Here is a 21,594-nt window from a genome sequence, read left to right on the forward strand (position 1 = left end):
AGATCCATGTCGTTCTCTCGTTCGTCCAGCCGGTTGCTCAGCGCCGTCGAGGACCGCCCTGCCGGAGCCGCCGCCCTCGGCGAGGTCGCGATCGCGTCCGGCCTCGCCCTCGGCATGACGGTCGTCCTGGCGGTGGTCGTCCTCGCCCACCGGTCGGGCCGGCTGCGCGCCCTCGACCGGTTGCTGCGGTGGATGGAGCGGTCGCGGTTCTTCGGCACCCTCGCCCCCTGGGCGCAGCTGCCGCTGATGGTCGCGATGATCTCCCTGGTCACCGCCCTGCTGGGGATGTACTGGGACATCGCGCTGCACATCGGCATCGGCCGCGACGAGGGGCCGCTGGCCAACCCGGCGCACTACCCGATCCTCTTCGGGCTCTTCGGCATCTCCGCCGCGGGTGTGCTCGCGTGCGCGCTGCCACGGAAGGGCGAGGTCGGGCCCTCCGCGGTCCGGCTCGCGCCCGGCTGGGACGCGCCGGCGGGCGGCCTGCTGCTCACCGGCGCCGGCACCTACGCGCTGCTCGGGTTTCCCCTCGACGACGTGTGGCACCGGATCTTCGGCCAGGACGTCACGCTGTGGGGGCCCACGCACCTCATGCTGATCGGCGGAGCCGGCCTCTCGCTGGTCGCGATGGCCGTCCTCTTCGAGGAGGGCCGGACGGCGGTCGGCGGCCGGTCGGGCGTCCCGACGTACGTCCTGCGTAGCTGCCTGGTGGGCGGCCTGCTCATCGGGATGAGCGTCTTCCAGGCCGAGTTCGACTTCGGCGTGCCGCAGTTCCGCCTGGTGCTCCAGCCGTTCCTCATCGCCCTGGCCGCGGCGTTCAGCCTGGTCGTCGCCCGCCTGTGGATCGGCCGCGGCGCGGCCCTCGCGGCGGTCGCCTTCTACCTCGTGGTCCGCGGCGGCGTCAGCGTCGTCGTCGGACCGGTCCTCGGTGAGCTGTGGGCGGCCGTCCCGCTCTACGTCGTCGAGGCGCTGCTCGTCGAGGCCGTCGCCCTCGTCCTCGCGCGCCGGCCGCTGGTGGCCGGGGTGGTGAGCGGCGTGCTGATCGGGACGGTCGGCTACGCCGCGGAGCACGCCTGGACGCAGGTGGCCTTCCCGCTCCCGTGGACCTCCGACGTCGTCGTCGAGGGGGTCGCGATGGCCACGGTCGCCGGCGCGGCGGCCGGGCTCCTCGGCGGGCTGCTGGTCCGCGGCCTCCGGCGCGACCTGCCCGCCAGCGTCCGGCCGCGGCTGCTCTTCGCGCTGGCCCTGGTCGCCATCGCGGCCGCCGCGACCAACGGCGTCGTCGCCACCCACCCCAGCGACCTGGAGGCCGACATCCGGGTCACCGGCGAGTCGACCGGCGCGGACGGCCGGGAGGTCGACCTGGAGGTCACGCTCGACGACCCCTCGGCGCTCGACGGGGAGCCCGCCTGGCTGACCGTCACCGCCTGGCAGGGCGGGCAGGAGAGCGCCGGGCTGGTCGTGCACCACCTCGAGGGGGTCGGCCAGGGTCGGTGGCGCACCACCGAGCCGGTGCCGGCCGCCGGCACCTGGAAGACCATGGTGCGGTTGCACGACGGGCGCGACCTGAGCGCGATGCCGCTCTACCTGCCGGAGGACACGGCGCTCGGTGAGCCCGAGATCCCGATGACCGACGCCACCCGCGCCTTCGACGAGGAGAAGCTGCTGCTCCAGCGCGAGCTCGACGACGACGTGCCCGGGTGGCTGTGGCTGGCCGCCGGCCTGGTGGTGCTCCTCTGCTCGCTCGCGCTCGTGCTCGGGCTGGGTTGGGGGGTCAACCGGTACGCCCGCGCCGCGCGCCCCGACGTACCCGAGAGCAGGACGCCGGTGTCCGTGTGAGGGCGCCGACCGCCCTCCACCTCGGCTCGCTGCACGGCGCGGAGGGCTTCCTGGTCCTCGTGCTCGCGCTCGGCCCGCTGCTGGTCGCGGTGCTGACCGTGGTCTACCTGCGCTGGCGCGGGGAGGACGGGGCGGAGGGCGACGGCTCCTCCTCGGGGCTCCACGAGGGCGGGTGACGATACGGTCGGCGGCGTGGTCGACCCCCGACGAGGAATCCGCAGCACACTGGCGCAGGGACGCGAGCGGCTGACCGGCGTCGCCCGGCACCGCTACCCGAGCGTCGCCGTCACCGGCATGACCGGGGTGGGCAAGACCGAGCTGGTCGACCACCTGTGCGGGCGCCCGGCGCCGGAGGGGACGCCCGAGTCCGGGTCGGCGGTGATGGAGCGCAGGGTCCGTCGCGGGCGTCGGCTGCGGGGCTTCCGGTTCCGGGTCGTGCCGGGAGAGAACGCCGCCACCCGGCTCGGGGCGCTGGACGAGGTCTTCCACGACGACCCGGTGGACGGCGTGCTGCACGTCGTCGCCAACGGGTACGCGACGGGGCGCCGTACCGCCGGGACGACGGGGCCCGCGTCGGTCGGCCGCGAGGAGCAGCTGGCGCGCGAGCTGGAGGACTGGACGGTCACCTCGCACCGCATCGCGTCCCTCGCCGTGCGGCGTCCCCACCCGACCTGGCTCGTGGTCGTGGTGACGAAGGTCGACCTGTTCGCCGACGACGTCGACGAGGTCGTCCGTTCCTACTCGCCCGGGAGCGGTACGCCGTTCGGTGACCGCCTCGACGAGCTCCGCGCCCTGGCGGGCGCGGCGAAGCTGTCGATCGACGTGCTGCCGGCCTGCAGCCACCTGGACCCGGGCAGCACGTTCCCGGCGGCGCGCCGGGACGACTACCTCGAGGCGCTCGAGGCGCGGATGGGCCAGCTCGCCGGGCACGTCTGACCAGAGTGCGGGAGGCAGCACCGTTTGGGCGGCTGCCCGTCTGAGCACCTGTCGAGCATGTCCACCCCTCGCGACCCGTGCACCAAGGTGCACCTGTGGCACGACCTCGCGGCGGTCGCGGACGCCCGCCGGGCGCTCGTGCGCGACCTGGAGGAGTCCGGCCACGACCGCCGCTCCATCGAGGACGCGATGCTGGTCCTCTCCGAGCTCGCCGCGAACGCCGTCGAGCACGGTGACCCCCGCGGGTGCGGGCACGTCGAGGTGACGTGGTGCCTCTACCCCGACCGGGCGCGGATCTCCGTCCACGGGGACATCGCCTCCGACCTCGGCGAGGAGGTCGTCGACCAGCTGAAGCCCCGGGAGGCCTCTCAGTTCGCCGAGCGCGGGCGCGGCCTGGCCATCGTCGACCACGTCTGCGACAACTGGGACGCCACGGCCCTCGACGGAGGCGTGCTGGTCACCGCCGAGCTCACCTTCGACGACGCCTGACCCACGCCCGGTTCGGTGGTCGAGCCCTGCCTTCGGTGGTCGAGCCTGCCTTCGGTGGTCGAGCTTGTCGAGACCACCCATCGGCCGGTGGTCGAGCCCTGCCTCGGTGGTCGAGCCTGTCGAGACCACCCGCCGTCAGGGGGTGTCGGGGAGGAGACGCTCCGGGTCGTCGGGCCGCCACTGGACGAGGGCGAGGGTGGCGTCGTCCTCCAGCCGGGCCGCCTGGTGCTCCAGCAGCGTGTGGATCAGGCGGCGGACCGTCTCGGGGGCGGGCAACCCCGCGGCCAGGTTGCGGGTGACCAGCTCCACGAGCCGCTCCACCCCGAAGTACTCGCCGGTGTCGGCGCGCGCCTCGGTCACGCCGTCGGTGTAGAAGAGCAGGAAGTCGTTCGGCTGCAGGACCTCGTGGGAGACGGGGAACGCCTGCTCGCCGGTGATGGCCTGGTTGAGCCCGAGCGGCAGCGCGCGCGGTGACTCCAGGGCGCGCACGAGGCGGCCCTCGCGCAGCAGGAGGGGGTCCGGGTGCCCGGCGTTCACCCAGCGCAGCTCGCCGGTCCGGGTGTCGAGCTCGGCGAGCACGCCTGTGCTGAAGCCGCTGCCCTCGAAGGCGTCGTCCAGGGTCGTGTCGATGAAGCGGGCGGTGGTCACGACGTCGTCGCCGGCGCGCCTGCGGTTCCGGTACGCCGCCACGGTGAGTGCGGCGAGCTGGGCGGACCGCAGGCCGTGGCCCATGCCGTCGAAGACGCCGATCCGCGCGATGCCCTCGTCGACGGCGTAGTCGAGGGTGTCACCCGCGACGGAGTACGCCGGCTCGAGCCCACCGGCCACCACGACGGCGCCGTCGGCGAAGGTGAGCGGGGGCAGCAGGTCCCACTGCATCTCCGCGGCGAGGCCCATCTCCTCGCTGCGCCGCAGGCGCACGATGCTGTCGCCGTACTGCGTCTTCGACATCACCAGCTCCGCGGCGATGGAGGCGAAGGTCCGGAGACGCTTGCCCAGCGCGCCGCCGTCCGCGTGGAGCGCCGCCCCGTCGGGCAGCGTCAGGGCGAGCACGCCCAGGCGCTCGGTCCCGTCCAGGAGCGGCAGCCAGAGCCGCAGCCCGCCGTCGTCGAGCTCCTGCGGCACCGGCTCCACCAGCTGGAAGGCCCGCCCGCCGAGGGTGCCATCGACCCGGATCGACCCGTGGCCGCCGTCGCCGAGCGGCGTGAGCCGGAGCTGCTGGAGGTCGGCGAGGTAGGCGCGCACGTCCGTGACCCCGAGGGCGTCGCCGTGCCGCTCGAAGAGGCCGGGGAGGTCGTGCGCCCCGGCGAGGTGCGACCGGAGCAGGAGCTCGTCGAGCGCCTGCTCCCCCCGGCTGTAGGACATGACGGTGATCGTAGGGGGAACCGATCCGGCATGACGGAGAAGGCTGCGGCCGCGGTCAGCGCGGTGGACGGGGCGGTCGCGGAGCTCGCGCGGATGGGGACGGGCGGCACCTGGGACGTCCATGGTCGCCCGGTCCGGGTGACGAACCTCGACAAGGAGCTCTTCCGGGGGCGCGGCGGGAGCGGTCCCGTCACCAAGCGCGACCTCCTGGCGTACGCCGCGCGGGTGGCGGAGGTGTCCCTGCCGTACCTCGAGGGCCGGGCGGTCAACCTGCACCGCTACCCCGACGGCGCCGAGCGGCCGGGCTTCTGGCACAAGCAGCGGCCCGAGCACGCGCCGGAGTGGGTGGCCGGCTGGGACAACCCGGAGGCCGACCCCGGCGAGACCACCACGTACGTCGTCGTGGACGAGCCGGCCACGCTGGTGTGGATGGCGAACTTCGGGGCGCTCGAGTGGCACCCCTGGACCTCCCGCACCACGGCGATGCACGAGCCGACGTACGCGCTCATCGACCTCGACCCCGGCGAGCGCACGACCTGGGACGAGCTGCTGGCGATGGCCCGCCTGCACCGCACCGCGCTGGAGCACCTCGGCGTCACGGCCCGCCCCAAGGTCACCGGGCGGCGCGGCATCCAGATCTGGGTCCCGGTGGTGGCCGGGTACTCCTTCGACGACACCCGCGCCTGGGTGGAGCAGGTGTCGCGGACCGTCGGCAGGGTGGTCCCCGACCTGGTGAGCTGGAAGTGGGAGGTCCGCTCGCGCGGCGGGCTGGCACGGCTCGACTACACGCAGAACGCCGTCAACAAGACGCTCGTCGCGCCGTACTCCCCGCGACCCGCCCCAGGGGCGCCGGTCTCGGTTCCCCTCACGTGGGACGAGCTGGACGACCCGGACCTCAGGCCGGACCGGTGGACGGTCGACACGGTGCTCGACCGGCTGCGCGCCGTCGGCGACCCGTTCCACGAGCTGCTCGACGCGGCCCAGGAGCTGCCCGGCCTCGCCTGACCCGGGACCGGCCCGGACTCGTGACGGGCACGACGGCCATATCCCGGCGCTGGCCGGGTACCGGGGCGCCATGAGCCAGAACGACGACTCCGCAGCCCTGGGGACCGACCCCTCCGTCGACGCCACGGGGGACGCCACCGACAACGAGAGCTACCACGGCTACAGCGTCGACGACGAGACCCAGCCGCAGAGCACGGGCGACAGCCTGGTCAACGAGAACCGTGACCTGGTCGAGCCGCTCGACGAGGGCTACTCGCCCCCGGAGAAGTGGTCGGCGGCCCAGGGCTACGGCAACACCCCGCTCGAGGAGAGCATGGGGGAGACCTTCGAGCAGCGCCTGGAGCAGGAGGTGCCCGAGCCCGACCCGTACGAGCAGGCCGAGAAGGAGGCTGCCCGCGGGGAGCTCAACGCCGAGATCCGCGAGGGGGCGCAGGCGGGCGAGGGTCGCGCCGGCCGCCTGGTCGAGCCCGACGAGGGCGCCCACACCGACGTCGAGAAGGACATGGTCGCCGAGGACGTCGGCATCGACGGCGCCGCAGCCGGCGCCGAGGAGGCGGCCGTCCACGTCATCGACGAGGACCAGCTCTGACTGTGTCGCTCCCACTGTGTCCCGTGGCGGTCGACGTGCGGCCACCCACCGGGGCGGCCCCGCCCGTCTAGTGGTCGGCGCAGCAGGGGATCTGGTGTCGTGACTCGAACGGCACCATGCCGTTCCGCGCCGGCTGGACCACCAGCACCGCCCGGCCCGACCGCCAGGTGGGGCGTGCCCACTCGCTGAGGTTCAGCGCCGTGCCGGGAACCAGCTCCGTGCCCGCCAGCGCCTCGACGTCGTCGACCGCGGCCAGCGCCAGCACGTCGGCGACCGTGCACGGCCGCTCGATGTCGGCGCGGCCGGCGAACCGGGCCAGTCGCCCGGCCGACCGTGCCGAGTGCTGGTCCGCCGCCGCCCGTGCGCCGGCGACGAGGGAGGTGGGGCCGGCCACCTGCGGTGGTCGGTCCACGACCACTGCGACGTCGGTCGCGAGCGCGCCTGCCAACCGGCCGTGCAGGCGGCTGGCGTCGGGAGCGGCCCCCGTCCACGACGCCACGACGGCGGTGTGGACGCCGTCGCCCGTGTCCACCGCGTGGGTGCTGGCCAGGTACGTCGGGTCGTCGGCCGGGAGCAGGTCGTCGAGGAGGTGCAGGAGGTGCTCGGCGTCGGCGTGGTCGCGGGTGCGGGCGTCCACCGCCACGAGGACGGCGGACGCCCGCATCGCGATCGGGGTCGTCACCGGGTCGGGAGGACCCAGATCGGGTTCGTGTAGAACCACAGGTCGACCCACGGGTCGGCGTCGCCGACGACGTCGATCTGCGGGCCGGCGGGGTCGACCGCCGCGCCGTGGAACCCGGGCTGCGAGCGGTTGCCGTCGGTACCGCGCAGCCGGACGTAGAACGCCTCCTCGAGACGGCCCAGGTCGTAGGTGAGGGTGTAGGTGCCGGTGCGGCCGGAGGTGTCGGTCTGCGCCACGACCTTCGTGTCCGGCGCGGTGAACCGGTCCCGGTCGGAGGCGGCCGAGAGGGGGTCGACCTTGCCGCGGATCAGGTCGACCCGGTTCAGCTGCGGCACGAACTGTGCCCAGTTCGGGACGTCCTGGGCGGTGATCGTGACCACCAGCTCGAGCTGGCTGCCCCGCGCCACGGCGAGGGTGCCGCCGAGCGTCTCGGTGGCCTTGCGGTCGCGGCCTCGGCCGCCGCGGGTGCGGACGCTGACGTCGACGGACTTCACCAGCCCGCCGTGGTCGACCCAGATCCTGCCGTCCCGCATGCCGCGCATCACGGCGCCGTAGTCGCGCGAGGTGGCCCCGACGTGGGTCCGGCTGTAGAAGCCGGGCCAGAAGTCCCCTGCCTCCAGGTTGATCCGGCCGGCGTAGACCGGGTCGTCGTAGCGACCGTCGCGGTCGAACTGAGCCCGGTCGGAGCCGTCGGGGCGGCGCGAGGTGTCGCTCCAGTTCACGTGGGAGTCGGAGTTGGCGGTGATCGACCAGGGCTTGCCCTCGGAGAGCAGGGAGTCCCACAGGCCGCCGACCGTGGCAGTCATCCAGTCGAAGCCGCCCCACGTCCGGTAGCTCTCCGGCGGGTACGCCGCGAAGGAGTCCGGCCGGGGTGCGTTGCCGTAGTAGCCGCGGGCCGAGCCGGGCCCGTAGCCCTCCGGCAGGCCGGCGGCCTGGTGCCCGGGCGCGCCCTCGAAGCCGATGGCGACGCGCGGGTCGGCGTCGCGCCACGCACGGATCTCGTGCGGGCTGTCGATGCCGTTGCGAGCGGGGTGGTTGGCGAGGAAGAGCGCGTCGGAGACCCGCCTGCGGTCCACCTGCTGGCCGAGCCACTGCACGCCCGCCACGGCGAGGGCCTCGTTGGCCGGCGAGTTGCTGCTCGCGCCCCGCACCGAGCCGTCGTAGGTGTTCTCGAACTGCTTGAGCACCTCCACCTCGTGCGGGCCGGGGGCGACGAAGACGGTGCCGTGCTCGGCGGCGGGGATGTTCCACTCCAGGCCCTGGAAGATGAGCGTGCCCGGCAGCTCCGCGCGGGCCTCCTTGATGTCGGGGTTGACCAGCTCCACGCCGATCCGGGCGTGGGTGGCGCCGCCGTGGTCGGTGATGACCAGCCAGTCCAGGCCGTAGGCCGCGGCGTGCTGGGCCTGGTCGATGACCCGGTACTGGCCGTCGGAGGAGTACTGCGTGTGGATGTGGTGGTCCCCGGCGAGCCAGTGCCGCGGCGCGGGGGAGCCCCCGCGGGGGCCGCCGCCTCGGGAGCCGGGGGCCTTGCCCGGCTCCGCCATGGCCGGGGTGACGCCGCGCATGCCCGCGATGCCGGCGACGGCAGCCCCGCTGATGCCGGCGGCGCGCAGGAGGTTGCGGCGCGAGACCTCGGCCGGCGAGAGGTCACTGTCGGGGACCGACTCGTCGTACGCCGCGAGGGTGACGTCGTCGGCCTCGTGCGAGTGGTCGTGGGAGTGGCCGTGGGAGTGGTCGTGGGAGTGGTCGTGGGAGTGGTCGTGGGTCACCGGGAGCCCTTTCCGAGAAGCGTGGCCGCGGTCGGGGGCCCGTCGCGGCGGCACCACGGTCACGGGCGCAGGTGGGGCCCGGACGAACGACGGGTGCCGTCCAGGTGAACGCTTCGCCGAGCGGCCCTTGGTGATCGGCGTCACGCGGCCTAGTGTTCCCGGCACCGCCGCCGTCGGCGGCCGAGCGGAGGAGGACGTCGTGCCGGACCGGGAGACCTTCGACCACGTGGTGGTGGGGGCCGGCAGCGCCGGCGCCGTCGTCGCCGCCCGGCTGACCGAGGACCCGACGGTCTCGGTGCTCCTGCTGGAGGCGGGCGGCCCGGCCGACGCGGACGAGATCTCGGTCCCGGCCGCCTTCGCCAACCTCTTCAAGACCCGCTGGGACTGGAACTACCAGACCTCCGAGCAGAAGCAGCTCGACGGCCGGCGCGCCTACTGGCCGCGGATGAAGGCGCTCGGCGGCTGCTCGTCGATGAACGCGATGATCTACATCCGCGGGAACCGCGCCGACTACGACACCTGGCGCGACGAGTACGGCGCGACCGGGTGGGGCTACGACGACGTGCTCCCGGCCTTCCGCCGCTCCGAGGCGAACACCCGGCTGGGCGGGACGTTCCACGGGCAGGACGGGCCCCTCCACGTCGAGGACCGTCGCTACACCCACCCGCTCACCACCGCCTGGGTGGAGTCGGCGGTGGCGGCGGGGTTCAAGCCGAACGACGACTTCAACGGAGCCGAGCAGGAGGGCGCCGGGCTCTACCAGGTCACCTGCCACAGGGGGCGCCGCTGGTCGACCGCGAAGGCCTACCTCGAGCCGGCCGCCGACCGGCCCAACCTCACCGTCCGCACCGGCGCCCTCGTCGAGAGGGTCGTGCTCGAGGGGGGCCGCGCCGTGGGTGTGCGCTACCAGCACGGGCCGCAGACGCGCACGGCGTACGTCGAGGGCGAGGTCGTCCTGGCCGGCGGCGCGGTCAGCTCCCCGCAGCTGCTCATGCTCTCCGGCATCGGTCCCGGCGCCCACCTGCGCGAGGTCGGTGTCGAGGTGGTCGTCGACCTGCCCGGCGTCGGCCAGAACCTCCACGACCACCCTGCGGCGCCGCTCGTCTTCGACACCCGCGACACGACCGACCTGATGGACCACAACAACCTCGTGCAGTTCGTCCGGGCGAAGGCGACCGGCACCGGCCCCCTGGTCTCGAACGTGGGCGAGGGCGGCGGCTTCTGGCGCAGCCGCGACGACCTCCCGGCGCCGGACCTCCAGGTGCACGTCGCGCCCACCGGCTTCTGGGACAACGGCCTGCACGAGGCCCGCACCCGCAAGGTCACCGTGGCGCCCACGCTCGTCCACGTCGCCAGCCGCGGCTCGCTGCGGCTCCGCTCGACCGACCCGCGGTGGCACCCGGAGATCGACCCCGGCTACTACGACGACCCAGCCGACCTCGACGCCATGGTCGCCGGCGTGCGCCGCCTCCTCGAGACGGTGGCCACCGGCCCGCTGGCCGACCACGTCGCCGGGCCGGGCCTGCCGACGATGGAGGGTTGGGGCGACGACCCCACCGACGCGCAGGTCGTCGACCACCTGCGGGCCCACACCCAGACGCTCTACCACCCCGTCGGCACCTGTGCGATGGGCGGCGACGAGCGGTCGGTGGTCGACCCGCAGCTGCGGGTGCACGGCGTCGACGGCCTCCGGGTCGCCGACGCGAGCGTGATGCCGATGGTCACCCGCGGCAACACGAACGCCCCCACGATCATGATCGGCGAGCGCGCGGCGGACCTGCTCCGCGGAGAGGCAGTGTGATGAGCGACCTGATGAGCCGGACGAGCGCCGACGAGCGGCTGGACTCGCTCAACCCCGCGACCGGTGACGTGGTGGGGTCCCACCCGGTGCACGGTGCCGCCGAGGTGGAGGCGGCCGTGGCCCGGGCCCGCGCCGCCAGCGGTTGGTGGGCCGGCCTCGGTCCCGACGGGCGCAAGGAGGTGCTCGACCAGTGGCGCGGGGTGATCACCCGGCGGATGGGCCAGCTCGGCGACCTCGTGCACCAGGAGACCGGCAAGCCGCACGGCGACGCCCAGCTCGAGATCGCCCTCGCCATCGACCACCTGGCCTGGGTGGGCTCGCACGCCGGCAAGGTCCTGGGCCGCCGCCGGGTCTCCCCGGGCCTGCTGCTGGCCAACCAGGCGGCCACCGTGGAGTACCTCCCCTACGGCGTGGTCGGTGTCATCGGCCCCTGGAACTACCCCGTCTTCACGCCGATGGGCTCGATCGCCTACGCGCTCGGCGCCGGCAACACCGTCGTCTTCAAGCCCAGCGAGCTCACCCCCGGCGTCGGCGTGTGGCTGGCCGACAGCCTGCGCGAGGTCGTGCCCGACCGCGACCTGCTGCAGGTCGTGACCGGGTACGGCGAGACCGGCGCGGCACTGTGCCGGTCCGGCGTCGACAAGGTCGCCTTCACCGGCTCCACCGCGACCGGCAAGAAGGTGATGGCCACCTGCGCCGAGCGGCTGACGCCCGTGGTGATCGAGGCGGGCGGCAAGGATGCGTTGCTGGTCGACGCGGACGCCGACCTCGAGGCCGCCGCGGACGCGGCGGCGTGGGGCGCCTTCGCCAACGCCGGCCAGACCTGCGCCGGCGTGGAGCGGATCTACGTCCACGAGCGTGTCCACGACCGGTTCGTGGAGGTGCTGGCGGAGAAGGCACGGAGCGTCCACGCCGGCACCGACGCCGAGGCCAAGCTCGGGCCGATGACCATGGCCGGCCAGCTCGACGTCGTACGCCGCCACGTCGAGGACGCGCTCGCGCGCGGCGGGCGGGCGGTGATCGGCGGTGCCGACGCGGTCGGGGACCGGTACGTGCAGCCGACGGTCCTCGTCGACGTGCCCGAGGACTCCGAGGCGGTGACCGAGGAGACCTTCGGGCCGACGGTCACGGTGCGCCGGGTGCGCAGCATGGAGGAGGCGGTGGAGCTCACCAACGCCGGCAAGTACGGCCTCGGGTCGGCCATCTTCACGGCCGACACCGACCGCGCGGAGGAGCTCGCCCGGCGGCTGCGCACCGGCATGACGTCGATCAACTCCGTCATCTCGTTCGCGGGTGTGCCGAACCTGCCGTTCGGCGGCGTCGGCGACTCCGGCTTCGGCCGGATCCACGGGGCCGACGGGCTGCGCGAGTTCACCTACGCGAAGGCGGTGACCCGCACCCGGTTCAAGGCGCCGCTCAACCTCACCACCTTCGAGCGGACCGCCGAGCAGGACACGATGGTGGCCACGCTGCTCACCGCGCTCCACGGTCGCGCCAGCCAGCTCCCCAAGCTTCCCCGCCGGCCGTTGGCGGCCCTGCGTGACCGGCGGGGGAGCCGCTGAACGGGTGCCATCGGACGGCCCGGGTACCGGCCGGGCTGACCGACCGATCCCGACGTGGGGAGGACCCATGACCATGCCACCTCCGGAGCAGCCCTACGGCAGCGGCGACCCCGAGGGCAACCGCCCGTACAGCAGCCAGCCGTACGGCGACCAGTCCCACGGCAACCAGCCGTACGGCGCGCCGCAGTCGACACCTCCGCCCGGCACCCGCTCGAAGGGTCTCGCGATCACCGCGCTCGTCCTCGGTGCGCTGGCGCTGCTGCTGTGCTGGACGGTGGTGGGCGGCATCGTGCTCGGGTTGGCGGCGATCGTCGTCGGCGCCATCGCGGCCAGCCGCGCCAGCAAGGGGCGCGCCGGCGGCAAGGGCATGGCGATCACCGGCGTGGTGCTCGGTGTCATCGGAGCCGTGCTCTCCGGGCTGCTCGTGTGGGCCGGCGCGTCGCTGCTCAACAGCGAGAGCGGCCAGAACCTGCAGGACTGCCTCGAGGAGGCCGGCGACGACCAGGCGGCGATCAACGACTGCCAGGCTGAGTTCGAGGACAACCTGACCGAGCAGCTGGGCTGACCCTCAACCGTCGACGTGGCGCTCGCGCACGGTCGACGTGGCGCTCGCGCACGGTCGACGTGGCGCTCGCGCACGGTCGACGTGGCGCTCGCGCACGGTCGACGTGGCGCTCACGCACGGTCGAGAACCGTGCGGGGCTCCCACCTCGACCGTGCAGGGCTCCCACCTCGACGGGTCAGGCGACCAGGTCGTCCCAGCCGGCGGCGAGGTAGTCGAGGAACCGCGGGCTGACCGCCTCCTGCTCCTGCAGCACCCGGCGGGGGACCGGACGGCTGCGGACCTCGAACGCGGGATCCGCGACCGCCCGGGCGGCGAAGTCGTGGTGGAGGATCGCGCCGGTGCCCACCGAGACGAAGTCGGCACCCCGGTCCAGGCACCACGCGACGTCGGCGCTGGAGAGCACCTTGCCGGCGACGCCGAGGCGGGCCGCTCCGCGCGGCAGGTCGGTGAAGTGGTCGATGAGCAGGCCCTCGGCCCCGCCCAGGGGGCGCATGAAGACATCCCAGAGGGACATGTCGAGGTAGTCCAGCACGCCCGAGGCCAGCACCCGGCGAGCCGTCTCCCGGCCCTCCTCGAGGCTGATGCCGTTGCCCTCGGGCGTGAGCCGCAGGCCGAGCTGGAAGTCCGGGCCGGTCGCGGCGCGGATGCCGGCGAGCACGTCGGTGAGCACCCGCAGGCGGTCGTCGAAGGAACCGCCGTACCCGTCGGTGCGGTGGTTGTGGCGGGCGTCGAGGAACTGGCCGATGAGGTAGCCGTGCGCGCCGTGGACCTCCACGCCGTCGAAGCCGGCGCGCTCCGCGCGGACCGCCGCGGAGACGAAGCTCTCGACCGCCTGCTCGACCTCCGCGGTGGTCATGGCGACGGCGTTCTTGGCCGGCTCGTCCCAGGGGCACTGGTTCGGGCGCCCGGTGATGGAGGGATCGGCGCGCCGGCCGCCGTGGTGCAGCTGGACCGAGGAGCGGGTGCCGGTGGCGCGCAGCCCCTCGGCCAGCCGGGCCAGTCCGGGGAGGTGCGCGTCGGAGGCGATCCCGAGCTGGCCGGCCCAGGCCTGGCCGGCAGGTGCGACGTGCGCCGCGCAGGTCATCACCAGGCCGAAGCCGCCGCGGCCGCGGGCCTCGAGCCAGCGGTGCTCCTCCTCCGACAGCGTGCCGTCGGCGTGGCTCTGGGTGTTCGTGAGCGGCGCGAGGGCGACCCGGTTGGCCCAGTCGGGACCGTGGGGGAGCGCGAGTGGATCAGCCGGGGAGGTCATCGAGCCATCCAACCAACCCCGGTCACAGGGTCGAGGCGCGGGCCACCAGCTCGGGGTCGAAGCTGACCTGCTCGTGGACGTGGTCGGGGTTGGTGGCCTCGTCGAGGACGAGCCGTGCCGCCGTCCGGCCGAGCAGGTGTCGTGGCTGGCGCACGGAGGTGAGCGGTACGGCGGCCGCGGCGGCGAAGTCGATGTCGTCGTACCCCACGATCGCCAGGTCGTCGGGGATGGAGCAGCCGCTGCCGATGGTCTGCTGGAGCAGGCCCAGGGCGAGCAGGTCGTTGGCGCAGAACGCCGCGGTCGGGCGGCGCCGGGCCGGCAGGCCGGCGAGCCGCGAGCCGGCGGAGCGGCCCTCGGCGACGGTCATGTCGGAGGTCTCGACCAGCAGGAGCGAGGCGGGGTCCAGGCCGGCGTCCCGCCAGGCGGCGCAGGCGCCGGCGTACCGGTCGGCGACCTGTCCGATGGTGGCGGGGCCGCCGACGAAGGCCACCTTGCGGTGGCCGCGGTCGACCAGGTGCTCGACGGCGAGCCGCCCGCCCAGCACGTCGTCGACGGCGACGCTGCAGAAGTCCTCGAGGCGGCGGGTCCGGTCGACCACCACGATGGGGGTGCCTCGGCGGGCGACCTGGTCGAGGGCGTCGGCGTCGGCGTCGACGGGGGTGATCAGGATGCCTTGGACCCGTTGCTGCTCGAGCAGGGCCAGGTGCGCGGCCTCCCGCTCCCTGCGGTTGTCGCTGTTGCAGAGGAAGAGGGACAGCGAGGCGTCGGCGGCGGCGTCGTCGATGCCTGCGGCCACGTCGGTGAAGAACGGGTTGCCGGTGTCCAGCATGACGTAGGCCAGCGTCCGGCTCTTGCCAGCGCGCAGCTGACGGGCGGACTCGTTGCGGACGAAGCCGAGCTCGGCCATCACCCGCTCGACCCGCTCCCGGGTGGCCGGGCTGACCCGGTCGGGCCGGTTGAGGACGTTGGACACGGTACCGAGGGAGACCCCCGCGGCAGCGGCGACGTCCTTGACCGAGGCGCTGCGCACGGTCATGGCGGCTCCTGACAGGATGGGAAACGGGAAGTGAAACGGTACAGAACTGTGACCCCTCATGGCGCGGCGCGCCCGATTTCGTACTTCTCGGTAGAAGTTGGCGTGGACCCCTTGACGGCTGTGATGGCGACCACGTACGTTCCCCGAAACGTTTTTGAAACCTTTCAAGCATGACCTCCCGCTAGTGCGGGCCCCTCCGGGCCGGCCTCTGGCGGGGAGGAACCCGAGGAGGTGCCGTGACCGAGCAGTCGTCCCCCGTGGCGCTCGAGCTGCGCGACGTCGCGAAGTCGTTCGGCGCGGTCGCTGCCCTGCGCAGCGGCCAGCTGGTGGTGGAGAGCGGTTCGATCCACGCCCTGGTCGGTGAGAACGGCGCAGGCAAGTCGACCCTGGTGAAGATCGTCGCCGGTGTGCACCGGCGCGACTCCGGCACCTTCCGGCTCCACGGCGAGGACGTCGACTTCGGCTCGACGGCCGAGTCGAAGTCGGCCGGGGTGGCGGTGATCTACCAGGAGCCGACGCTGTTCCCCGACCTCTCGGTGACCGAGAACATCTTCATGGGTCGCCAGCCCCGCGGCTCCTTCGGCCGCATCGACCGGGCCGCCATGCACCGCGAGGCCCTCGGCCTCTTCGAGCGCCTGGGCGTGCGCATCGACCCGCGCCGCCCCTCGCTCGGCCTCTCCATCGCCGACCAGCAGATCATCGAGATCGCCAAGGCGATCTCGCTGGACGCCAGCGTCCTCATCATGGACGAGCCGACCGCTGCGCTCAGTGGCGTGGAGGTGGAGCGGCTCTTCGCCGTCGCGCGCAGCCTCCGCGACGAGGGACGTGCCCTCGTCTTCATCTCCCACCGCTTCGACGAGGTCTTCGAGCTCTGCGACACGGTCACGGTCATGCGCGACGGGGAGTACGTCTCCACCGACGCCGTCGCCGACACCTCCGTCGACGAGATCGTGTCCCGGATGGTCGGCCGGGAGGTCTCCGAGCTCTTCCCGAAGACGCCCGCGACGATCGGCGACCCGGTGCTGCAGGTCGACGGCCTCCAGCGGGCCGGCGTCTTCCACGACATCTCCTTCGAGGTCCGGGCGGGCGAGATCGTCGGCCTCGCCGGGCTGGTCGGCGCCGGGCGCAGTGAGATCGCCCGCGCCGTCTTCGGGGTCGACCCGTACGACGCGGGCACCGTGCGGCTGGCCGGGCAGTCGATCAAGCCCCGCGACCCCCGCGCGGCGATCAGGGCCGGCATGGCCTTCGTGCCGGAGGACCGCCGCAAGCAGGGCCTGGTCACCGACGGCTCCGTCGCGCGCAACGTCGCCGGCGTCATCCGTCGTGGCCTCACCAAGGCCGGGTTGCTGACCTCGGGTGCCGAGAACCGCGCGGCCGAGCCGTGGGCGGGGAAGCTCGAGGTCAAGACCAACGCGCTCGACATGCACGCCGCCACCATGAGCGGGGGCAACCAGCAGAAGGTCGTCATCGCCAAGTGGCTGGCCACCGAGCCCCGCCTGCTCATCATCGACGAGCCGACCCGGGGCATCGACGTCGGCACCAAGTCCGAGGTGCACCGGCTGCTCTCCGAGCTCGCCGGCCAAGGCATGGCCGTGCTGATGATCTCCTCCGAGCTGCCCGAGGTGCTCGGGATGGCCGACCGCGTCCTCGTGGTCTGCGAGGGCCGGATCACCGCCGAGCTCGACCGCGCCGAGGCCACGCCCGAGAGCGTCATGCGGGCCGCCACGTCTTCTTCCACCCAGGCCGAGCACGCGAGCACCGCAGCCGTGCCGGCCGGCAACGACCTGACCAAGGAGGTGCCGGCGTGAGCACCGTCCTCGACCGCCCCGCCGACCAGGCGGAGCACTCGCCGCACAGCCGCAGCCTGGTGTCCACCCTGCTGCACTCCCGCGAGCTCGCGGTCGCCCTGGTCCTGATCGCGATCATCGTGTTCACGACGTTCCAGAGCAGCGGGTTCGTCTTCAGCTCCGACGGCTGGCGCAACCTGCTCGTCACCCCGTCGCTGCTGCTGCTGCTCGCGGTGGGGCAAGCCGTCGTCATCGTCACCCGGAACGTCGACCTCTCGGTCGGCTCGATCCTCGGGCTGACCGCCTACCTCACCGGGAAGCTGTTCTCCGAGAACCCGAACCTGCCGATCCTGGTGGTCTTCCTGGCGGGGATCGCCGTCGGCTGCCTGCTCGGCCTGGTCAACGGCGTCATGGTGGCGTTCGGCAAGGTGCCGGCGCTGGTGATCACCCTCGGCACGCTCTACGTCTACCGGGGGATCTTCCTGACCTGGGCGGGCAGCGACCGGATCAACGCCTCCGACATGCCGGGCGACTTCCTGGCGCTCGGCACCAAGACCGTGCTCTCGATCCCCGTGCTGACGATCATCGCCCTGGCCGTGCTCGCCGCCGTCGGCTACTACCTGCACACCGCCCGGGGCGGACGTGAGTTCTACGCCATCGGCTCCGACCCCGAGGCCGCGAAGCTGTACGGTCTCCCGATCACCCGGCGGGTGATCGCGGCCTTCGTGCTCAGCGGCGCGCTCGCGGGCCTCGCCGGCGTCGTCTACGCCGCGCGGTACGGCACGGTCAGCTCCGGCGCGGGCCTCGGCATCGAGTTCCAGGCCGTGGGCGCCGCGGTCATCGGTGGAGTCGCGATCTTCGGCGGCAGCGGCACCGTGTGGGGTGCGGCCATCGGCGCCTTCCTGCTCGTGACCATCAACCGCGCCCTGCCCATCGTCGGCATCTCCGACTTCTGGCAGCGCGCCGTGGTCGGTGCCCTCATCATCGCCGCCATCGTCCTGGACCGGGTGCTGGCCGCCCGCCAGGAGCGCCAGCTGGTGGCCGCCCGTGACGAAGCGAGGAACTCCGCATGAGCGTCGACACCCGCACCCCCGCCGCGGCGGCGACGCCGGCCGCGGAGCGCAGCTACCCCGCGTACTCGCGTCCGCTGTGGCAGCGGGCCCTGCTGACGCGGGAGTTCGCGATCATCGCGCTGGTCCTGGTGGTCTTCTTCTACTCCCAGGCCAACGTGCCGAACTTCGACGGCCCGCTGACGCTGTACTACCTCTTCCTCGACATCACCCCGATCCTGCTCATCGCACTGCCGATGACGATGATCATCATCACCGGCGAGATCGACCTCTCGGTGGCGAGCACCGTGGGACTCACCAGCGTCCTCGTCGGGGTGCTGCACCAAGACGCAGGGCTCTCGCTGCCGATGGCCGCCTTGCTGGCGGTCGTGGTCGGCGCGGTGTGCGGCGCCTTCAACGGGTTCCTCGTCGCGTACGTCGGGCTGCCCTCGCTCGCGGTCACCATCGGCACGCTGGCCCTCTACCGCGGCATCGCGGTCGGCCTGCTGGGGACCACGGCGATCACCGACTTCCCCGAGAAGTGGACCGACCTGGCCACCCAGCGGATCCAGGACGGGTCCAGCTACCCGTGGGTGCTGGTGCCGATCGCGGTGCTGATCATCGCCTTCGTGCTGCTCCTGCACTTCTCGCCCTTCGGGCGGGGCGTGTACGAGATCGGGCTGAACTCCGAGGCCGCCCACTTCACCGGCGTCAACGTCGAGCGCACCAAGCTGGTGCTCTTCGTCCTCTCCGGCGTGATCTCCGCGCTGGCCGGCATCTACTACACGCTGCGCTACGGCAGCGCCCGCGGCGACAACGCGACCGGCCTGGAGCTCCAGGTGATCGCGGCGGTCCTCCTCGGTGGGGTCTCGATCTTCGGCGGCCGCGGAGCGCTGCACGGCGTCCTCGCCGGTGCCCTGCTCATCGGCGTCCTCTCCAGCGCGATGCGCCTGGAGGGCCAGACGGTCAACCTCATCAACATCATCATCGGGCTGCTGCTGATCGCATCGGTGATGTCCACCAGTCTCCTCTCCTGGATCGCAGGCAGGTCCGGCGGAGGCAAGCGGGGCCCCTGGGCCCTCGTCAGGCGCCGGCAGTCGGCGACCGACTCACGAAAGGCACAAGCATGAAGCACACCAACCGACGGTTGTCCGCCCTCGTGGCGGTCGGCCTGACTGCCTCCCTCGCGCTGACCGGATGCGGTAGCGACGACGGCGGGGAGTCCGCCAACGGCTCGGGCGAGGGCGGTGGCGACCTCGCGCTCACGATGCTCCCGAAGAACCTGGGCAACCCCTACTTCGACACCAGCACCGACGGTGCCGAGGAGGCGGCCGACGAGCTCGGCGTCAGCCTTGACGAGGTCGGCCCCGACACGGCCACGCCGGACGCGCAGGTGCCGTTCATCAACACCGCCGCCCAGCAGGGCGTGGACGGCCTGATCGTCTCCGCGAACGACCCGACCGCCATCTGCGACGCGCTCACCGAGGCGCAGGACGCCGGCACCAGCGTCGTGACCTTCGACTCCGACACCGACCCGGAGTGCCGCGACCTCTACGTGAGCCAGGCCGACAGCGCCGGCATCGCCAAGGCGCAGGTCGACCTGATCGCCGAGCAGATCGGGGGCGAGGGCCAGATCGCGATCCTCTCGGCCGCGGCCAACGCGACCAACCAGAACGAGTGGATCGAGCTCATGAAGACCGAGCTCGAGGAGAACCACCCGGACATCGAGCTCGTCGACACCGTCTACGGTGACGACGACGACCAGAAGTCGTTCGACGAGACGTCCGCGCTGCTGCAGAAGTACCCGGAGCTCGACGGCATCGTGAGCCCGACCACCGTCGGGATCGCCGCGGCCGCTCGTTACCTCTCCACCAGCAACGCCCAGGGCAAGGTCAAGCTGACCGGCCTGGGCACGCCGAACCAGCTGCGCCAGTACATCGAGGACGGCACCGTCGAGGCGTTCGCCCTGTGGAACCCGGCCGACCTCGGCTACCTCGCCACCTTCGCTGCCGAGGCGCTCGCCTCCGGTGACATCGAGGGCGAGGAGGGCGACACCTTCGAGGCCGGTCGCCTCGGCGAGTACACCGTCGGCGCCGACAGCGTCGTCCTGCTGGGCGAGCCGTTCGTGTTCAACAGCGAGAACATCGGCGACTTCGACTTCTGATCCCCCCGGGACCGGCCCGCACCAGGGCCGGCGCCGCAGCAGCCGTGCTGCGTCCCCCGCTCCCTCCCGGCCGGCCCACCCGCGCCGGCCGGGTGGGAGCACCCTGCCCGCACCTGCCCCGAGACTCGGCCGAGGAAGGACGTCTCACCATGACGAGGGTCTGCTTCCAGCTCCAGGTCAAGCCCGACCGGCTCGAGGAGTACAAGGAGCGCCACCGTGCCGTCTGGCCGGACATGCTCCGCGCCCTCCACGAGCACGGCTGGCACAACTACTCCCTCTTCCTGCGCCCCGACGGGCTGCTCATCGGCTACGTCGAGACGCCGTCGCTCGAGCAGGCGCAGGCCGGCATGGCTGCCACCGAGGTCAACGCGCGGTGGCAGGCCGAGATGGGGGAGTTCTTCGAGGAGCTCGACGGCGTACCGCCGGACCAGGGCTTCCTCGTCCTCGAGGAGGTCTTCCACCTCGAGGACCAGCTCGCGGCGCTCGACGAGCCCGCCACGAACCCCACGACGCACGAAGAAGTGAAGTGACATGACGACGTTCAGCCAGATCGCGGCCCTGCTCGAGCCGCAGGCCATCGAGCTCCCCTCGTGGGCGTTCGGCAACTCCGGCACCCGGTTCAAGGTGTTCGGCTCGCCCGGCACCGCCCGCACCGTGGAGGAGAAGGTCGCCGACGCCGCGACCGTCCACCGCTTCACCGGCCTCGCGCCGAGCGTCGCGCTGCACATCCCGTGGGACCTCGTCGACGACTACGCCGCCCTGCGCCGCTACGCCGAGGACCAGGGCGTCGCGCTGGGCACGATCAACTCCAACACCTTCCAGGACGACGACTACAAGCTCGGCGCCCTGACCCACACCGACGCCAAGATCCGCCAGAAGGCCATCGACCACCACTTCGAGTGCATCGACGTGATGGACGCGACCGGCTCCCGCGACCTGAAGATCTGGCTGGCCGAGGGCAGCAACTACCCGGGCCAGGCCGACCTCCGCGGCCGCCAGGACCGCCTCCACGAGTCGCTGTCGACGATCTACGACCGGCTCGGCGAGGACCAGCGCCTGGTGCTGGAGTACAAGTTCTTCGAGCCGGCCTTCTACCACACCGACGTCCCGGACTGGGGCACGTCGTACGTCCAGGTGGCCGCCCTCGGCGAGCGCGCGACGGTCTGCCTCGACACCGGCCACCACGCGCCGGGGACGAACATCGAGTTCATCGTCATGCAGCTGCTCCGCCTGGGGAAGCTGGGCTCCTTCGACTTCAACAGCCGCTTCTACGCCGACGACGACCTGATCGTCGGGGCGGCCGACCCGTTCCAGCTCTTCCGGATCCTCTTCGAGGTCATCCGGGGCGGCGGCTACCCGGGCACCAACCCGGACTCCGAGGTCGCCTTCATGCTCGACCAGTGCCACAACATCGAGGCGAAGATCCCGGGCCAGATCCGGTCCGTGCTGAACGTCCAGGAGATGACGGCGCGCGCGCTGCTCGTCGACCGGGACGCGCTCGCCGTGGCCCAGGAGGCCGGTGACGTCCTCGCGGCGCACGAGGTCTTCATGGACGCCTTCTCCACCGACGTCCGCGCCGACCTCGCCGCCTGGCGCGAGGAGCGGGGACTCCCGGCCAACCCGATGCGCGCGTACGCCGAGTCGGGCCACCAGCAGCAGATCGAGGCGGACCGCATCGGCGGGACGCAGGCAGGATGGAACTGACCC

Annotated in this window: 20 protein-coding genes; 15 read left to right on the forward strand and 5 right to left on the reverse strand. The window is 72.9% G+C overall.

The features are described 5' to 3' along the window. Window positions 1-6: 6 nt before the first annotated feature. Genes ACSMHG_RS05105 through ACSMHG_RS05120 form a run of 4 tightly spaced genes read left to right on the forward strand, consistent with a single transcriptional unit; the run spans window position 7 to window position 3,264 of the window. Window positions 7-1,839: a hypothetical protein gene (locus tag ACSMHG_RS05105; RefSeq protein ID WP_435742350.1), complete on the forward strand. Its 1,833-nt coding sequence runs from the start codon at window positions 7-9 to the stop codon at window positions 1,837-1,839. Continuing rightward, window positions 1,836-2,015 carry a hypothetical protein gene (locus ACSMHG_RS05110; protein WP_435742351.1) on the forward strand — a complete coding sequence of 60 codons (180 nt, stop codon included), beginning with the start codon at window positions 1,836-1,838 and terminating at the stop codon, window positions 2,013-2,015. The genes ACSMHG_RS05105 and ACSMHG_RS05110 overlap by 4 nt, the downstream gene beginning before the upstream one ends. A gap of 16 nt (window positions 2,016-2,031) precedes the next feature. Then, window positions 2,032-2,775 carry a hypothetical protein gene (locus ACSMHG_RS05115; protein ID WP_435742352.1) on the forward strand — a complete coding sequence of 248 codons (744 nt, stop codon included), beginning with the start codon at window positions 2,032-2,034 and terminating at the stop codon, window positions 2,773-2,775. 57 nt (window positions 2,776-2,832) lie between these two features. Further along, window positions 2,833-3,264, forward strand: coding sequence for an ATP-binding protein (locus tag ACSMHG_RS05120; RefSeq protein WP_435742353.1), 432 nt, complete (start codon window positions 2,833-2,835; stop codon window positions 3,262-3,264). Between the two features lie 135 nt (window positions 3,265-3,399). On the opposite strand, the gene ACSMHG_RS05125 is transcribed toward ACSMHG_RS05120, so the two are convergent. Beyond that, the gene (locus ACSMHG_RS05125) at window positions 3,400-4,629 is read right to left on the reverse strand and encodes a PP2C family protein-serine/threonine phosphatase (protein ID WP_435742354.1); all 1,230 of its coding nucleotides are present in this window, start codon (window positions 4,627-4,629) and stop codon (window positions 3,400-3,402) included. A 30-nt stretch (window positions 4,630-4,659) separates the two neighbouring features. On the opposite strand from ACSMHG_RS05125, the gene ACSMHG_RS05130 reads away from it, so the two are divergent. Both ACSMHG_RS05130 and ACSMHG_RS05135 read left to right on the forward strand, forming a co-directional pair. Then, on the forward strand, window positions 4,660-5,634 hold the full coding sequence (locus ACSMHG_RS05130; protein ID WP_435742355.1) for a DNA polymerase domain-containing protein: 975 nt from the start codon (window positions 4,660-4,662) through the stop codon (window positions 5,632-5,634). Between the two features lie 70 nt (window positions 5,635-5,704). Further along, window positions 5,705-6,223 carry a DUF5709 domain-containing protein gene (locus tag ACSMHG_RS05135; RefSeq protein WP_435742356.1) on the forward strand — a complete coding sequence of 173 codons (519 nt, stop codon included), beginning with the start codon at window positions 5,705-5,707 and terminating at the stop codon, window positions 6,221-6,223. 67 nt (window positions 6,224-6,290) lie between these two features. Here ACSMHG_RS05135 and ACSMHG_RS05140 read toward each other — a convergent pair whose 3' ends face one another. After that, window positions 6,291-6,905, reverse strand: coding sequence for a hypothetical protein (locus ACSMHG_RS05140; protein WP_435742357.1), 615 nt, complete (start codon window positions 6,903-6,905; stop codon window positions 6,291-6,293). Continuing rightward, window positions 6,902-8,674 carry a PHP domain-containing protein gene (locus tag ACSMHG_RS05145; protein ID WP_435742358.1) on the reverse strand — a complete coding sequence of 591 codons (1,773 nt, stop codon included), beginning with the start codon at window positions 8,672-8,674 and terminating at the stop codon, window positions 6,902-6,904. The genes ACSMHG_RS05140 and ACSMHG_RS05145 overlap by 4 nt, the downstream gene beginning before the upstream one ends. A gap of 199 nt (window positions 8,675-8,873) precedes the next feature. Between ACSMHG_RS05145 and ACSMHG_RS05150 the strand changes: the two genes are divergently transcribed. The 3 genes from ACSMHG_RS05150 (at window position 8,874) to ACSMHG_RS05160 (ending at window position 12,602) form a co-directional block, all read left to right on the forward strand. Further along, window positions 8,874-10,475 (forward strand): GMC family oxidoreductase, encoded by a 1,602-nt coding sequence (locus tag ACSMHG_RS05150; protein WP_435742407.1) that lies wholly within the window; start codon window positions 8,874-8,876, stop codon window positions 10,473-10,475. An 11-nt stretch (window positions 10,476-10,486) separates the two neighbouring features. Further along, the gene (locus ACSMHG_RS05155; RefSeq protein WP_435742359.1) at window positions 10,487-12,037 is read left to right on the forward strand and encodes an aldehyde dehydrogenase family protein; all 1,551 of its coding nucleotides are present in this window, start codon (window positions 10,487-10,489) and stop codon (window positions 12,035-12,037) included. A gap of 67 nt (window positions 12,038-12,104) precedes the next feature. Then, entirely contained in the window at window positions 12,105-12,602 is a 498-nt protein-coding gene (locus ACSMHG_RS05160; RefSeq protein WP_435742360.1) for a DUF4190 domain-containing protein, read from the forward strand. 175 nt (window positions 12,603-12,777) lie between these two features. On the opposite strand, the gene ACSMHG_RS05165 is transcribed toward ACSMHG_RS05160, so the two are convergent. Next, window positions 12,778-13,851, reverse strand: a complete 1,074-nt coding sequence (locus tag ACSMHG_RS05165) for an NADH:flavin oxidoreductase (RefSeq protein WP_435742361.1) — start codon at window positions 13,849-13,851, stop codon at window positions 12,778-12,780. A 22-nt stretch (window positions 13,852-13,873) separates the two neighbouring features. Beyond that, window positions 13,874-14,887 (reverse strand): LacI family DNA-binding transcriptional regulator, encoded by a 1,014-nt coding sequence (locus tag ACSMHG_RS05170; RefSeq protein WP_435742362.1) that lies wholly within the window; start codon window positions 14,885-14,887, stop codon window positions 13,874-13,876. 236 nt (window positions 14,888-15,123) lie between these two features. On the opposite strand from ACSMHG_RS05170, the gene ACSMHG_RS05175 reads away from it, so the two are divergent. From ACSMHG_RS05175 to rhaI, 6 genes are all read left to right on the forward strand, one after another. Continuing rightward, window positions 15,124-16,695, forward strand: coding sequence for a sugar ABC transporter ATP-binding protein (locus ACSMHG_RS05175; RefSeq protein WP_435742364.1), 1,572 nt, complete (start codon window positions 15,124-15,126; stop codon window positions 16,693-16,695). Continuing rightward, complete coding sequence (locus tag ACSMHG_RS05180) at window positions 16,692-17,747, forward strand: ABC transporter permease (RefSeq protein WP_435742365.1); 1,056 nt, start codon at window positions 16,692-16,694, stop codon at window positions 17,745-17,747. Before ACSMHG_RS05175 ends, ACSMHG_RS05180 begins: the two co-directional genes overlap by 4 nt. After that, window positions 17,744-18,853 (forward strand): ABC transporter permease, encoded by a 1,110-nt coding sequence (locus ACSMHG_RS05185; RefSeq protein ID WP_435742366.1) that lies wholly within the window; start codon window positions 17,744-17,746, stop codon window positions 18,851-18,853. The genes ACSMHG_RS05180 and ACSMHG_RS05185 overlap by 4 nt, the downstream gene beginning before the upstream one ends. Further along, window positions 18,850-19,887, forward strand: a complete 1,038-nt coding sequence (rhaS, locus tag ACSMHG_RS05190; protein WP_435742367.1) for a rhamnose ABC transporter substrate-binding protein — start codon at window positions 18,850-18,852, stop codon at window positions 19,885-19,887. Before ACSMHG_RS05185 ends, rhaS begins: the two co-directional genes overlap by 4 nt. Before the next feature lie 149 nt (window positions 19,888-20,036). Beyond that, on the forward strand, window positions 20,037-20,417 hold the full coding sequence (locus tag ACSMHG_RS05195) for an L-rhamnose mutarotase (protein ID WP_435742368.1): 381 nt from the start codon (window positions 20,037-20,039) through the stop codon (window positions 20,415-20,417). Between the two features lies 1 nt (window position 20,418). Continuing rightward, window positions 20,419-21,591 carry an L-rhamnose isomerase gene (gene rhaI / locus ACSMHG_RS05200; protein ID WP_435742369.1) on the forward strand — a complete coding sequence of 391 codons (1,173 nt, stop codon included), beginning with the start codon at window positions 20,419-20,421 and terminating at the stop codon, window positions 21,589-21,591. Window positions 21,592-21,594: the final 3 nt, after the last annotated feature.

Origin of the sequence: Nocardioides ureilyticus, from assembly GCF_051280745.1 — a bacterium.
Classification (GTDB): Bacteria; Actinomycetota; Actinomycetes; order Propionibacteriales; family Nocardioidaceae; genus Nocardioides.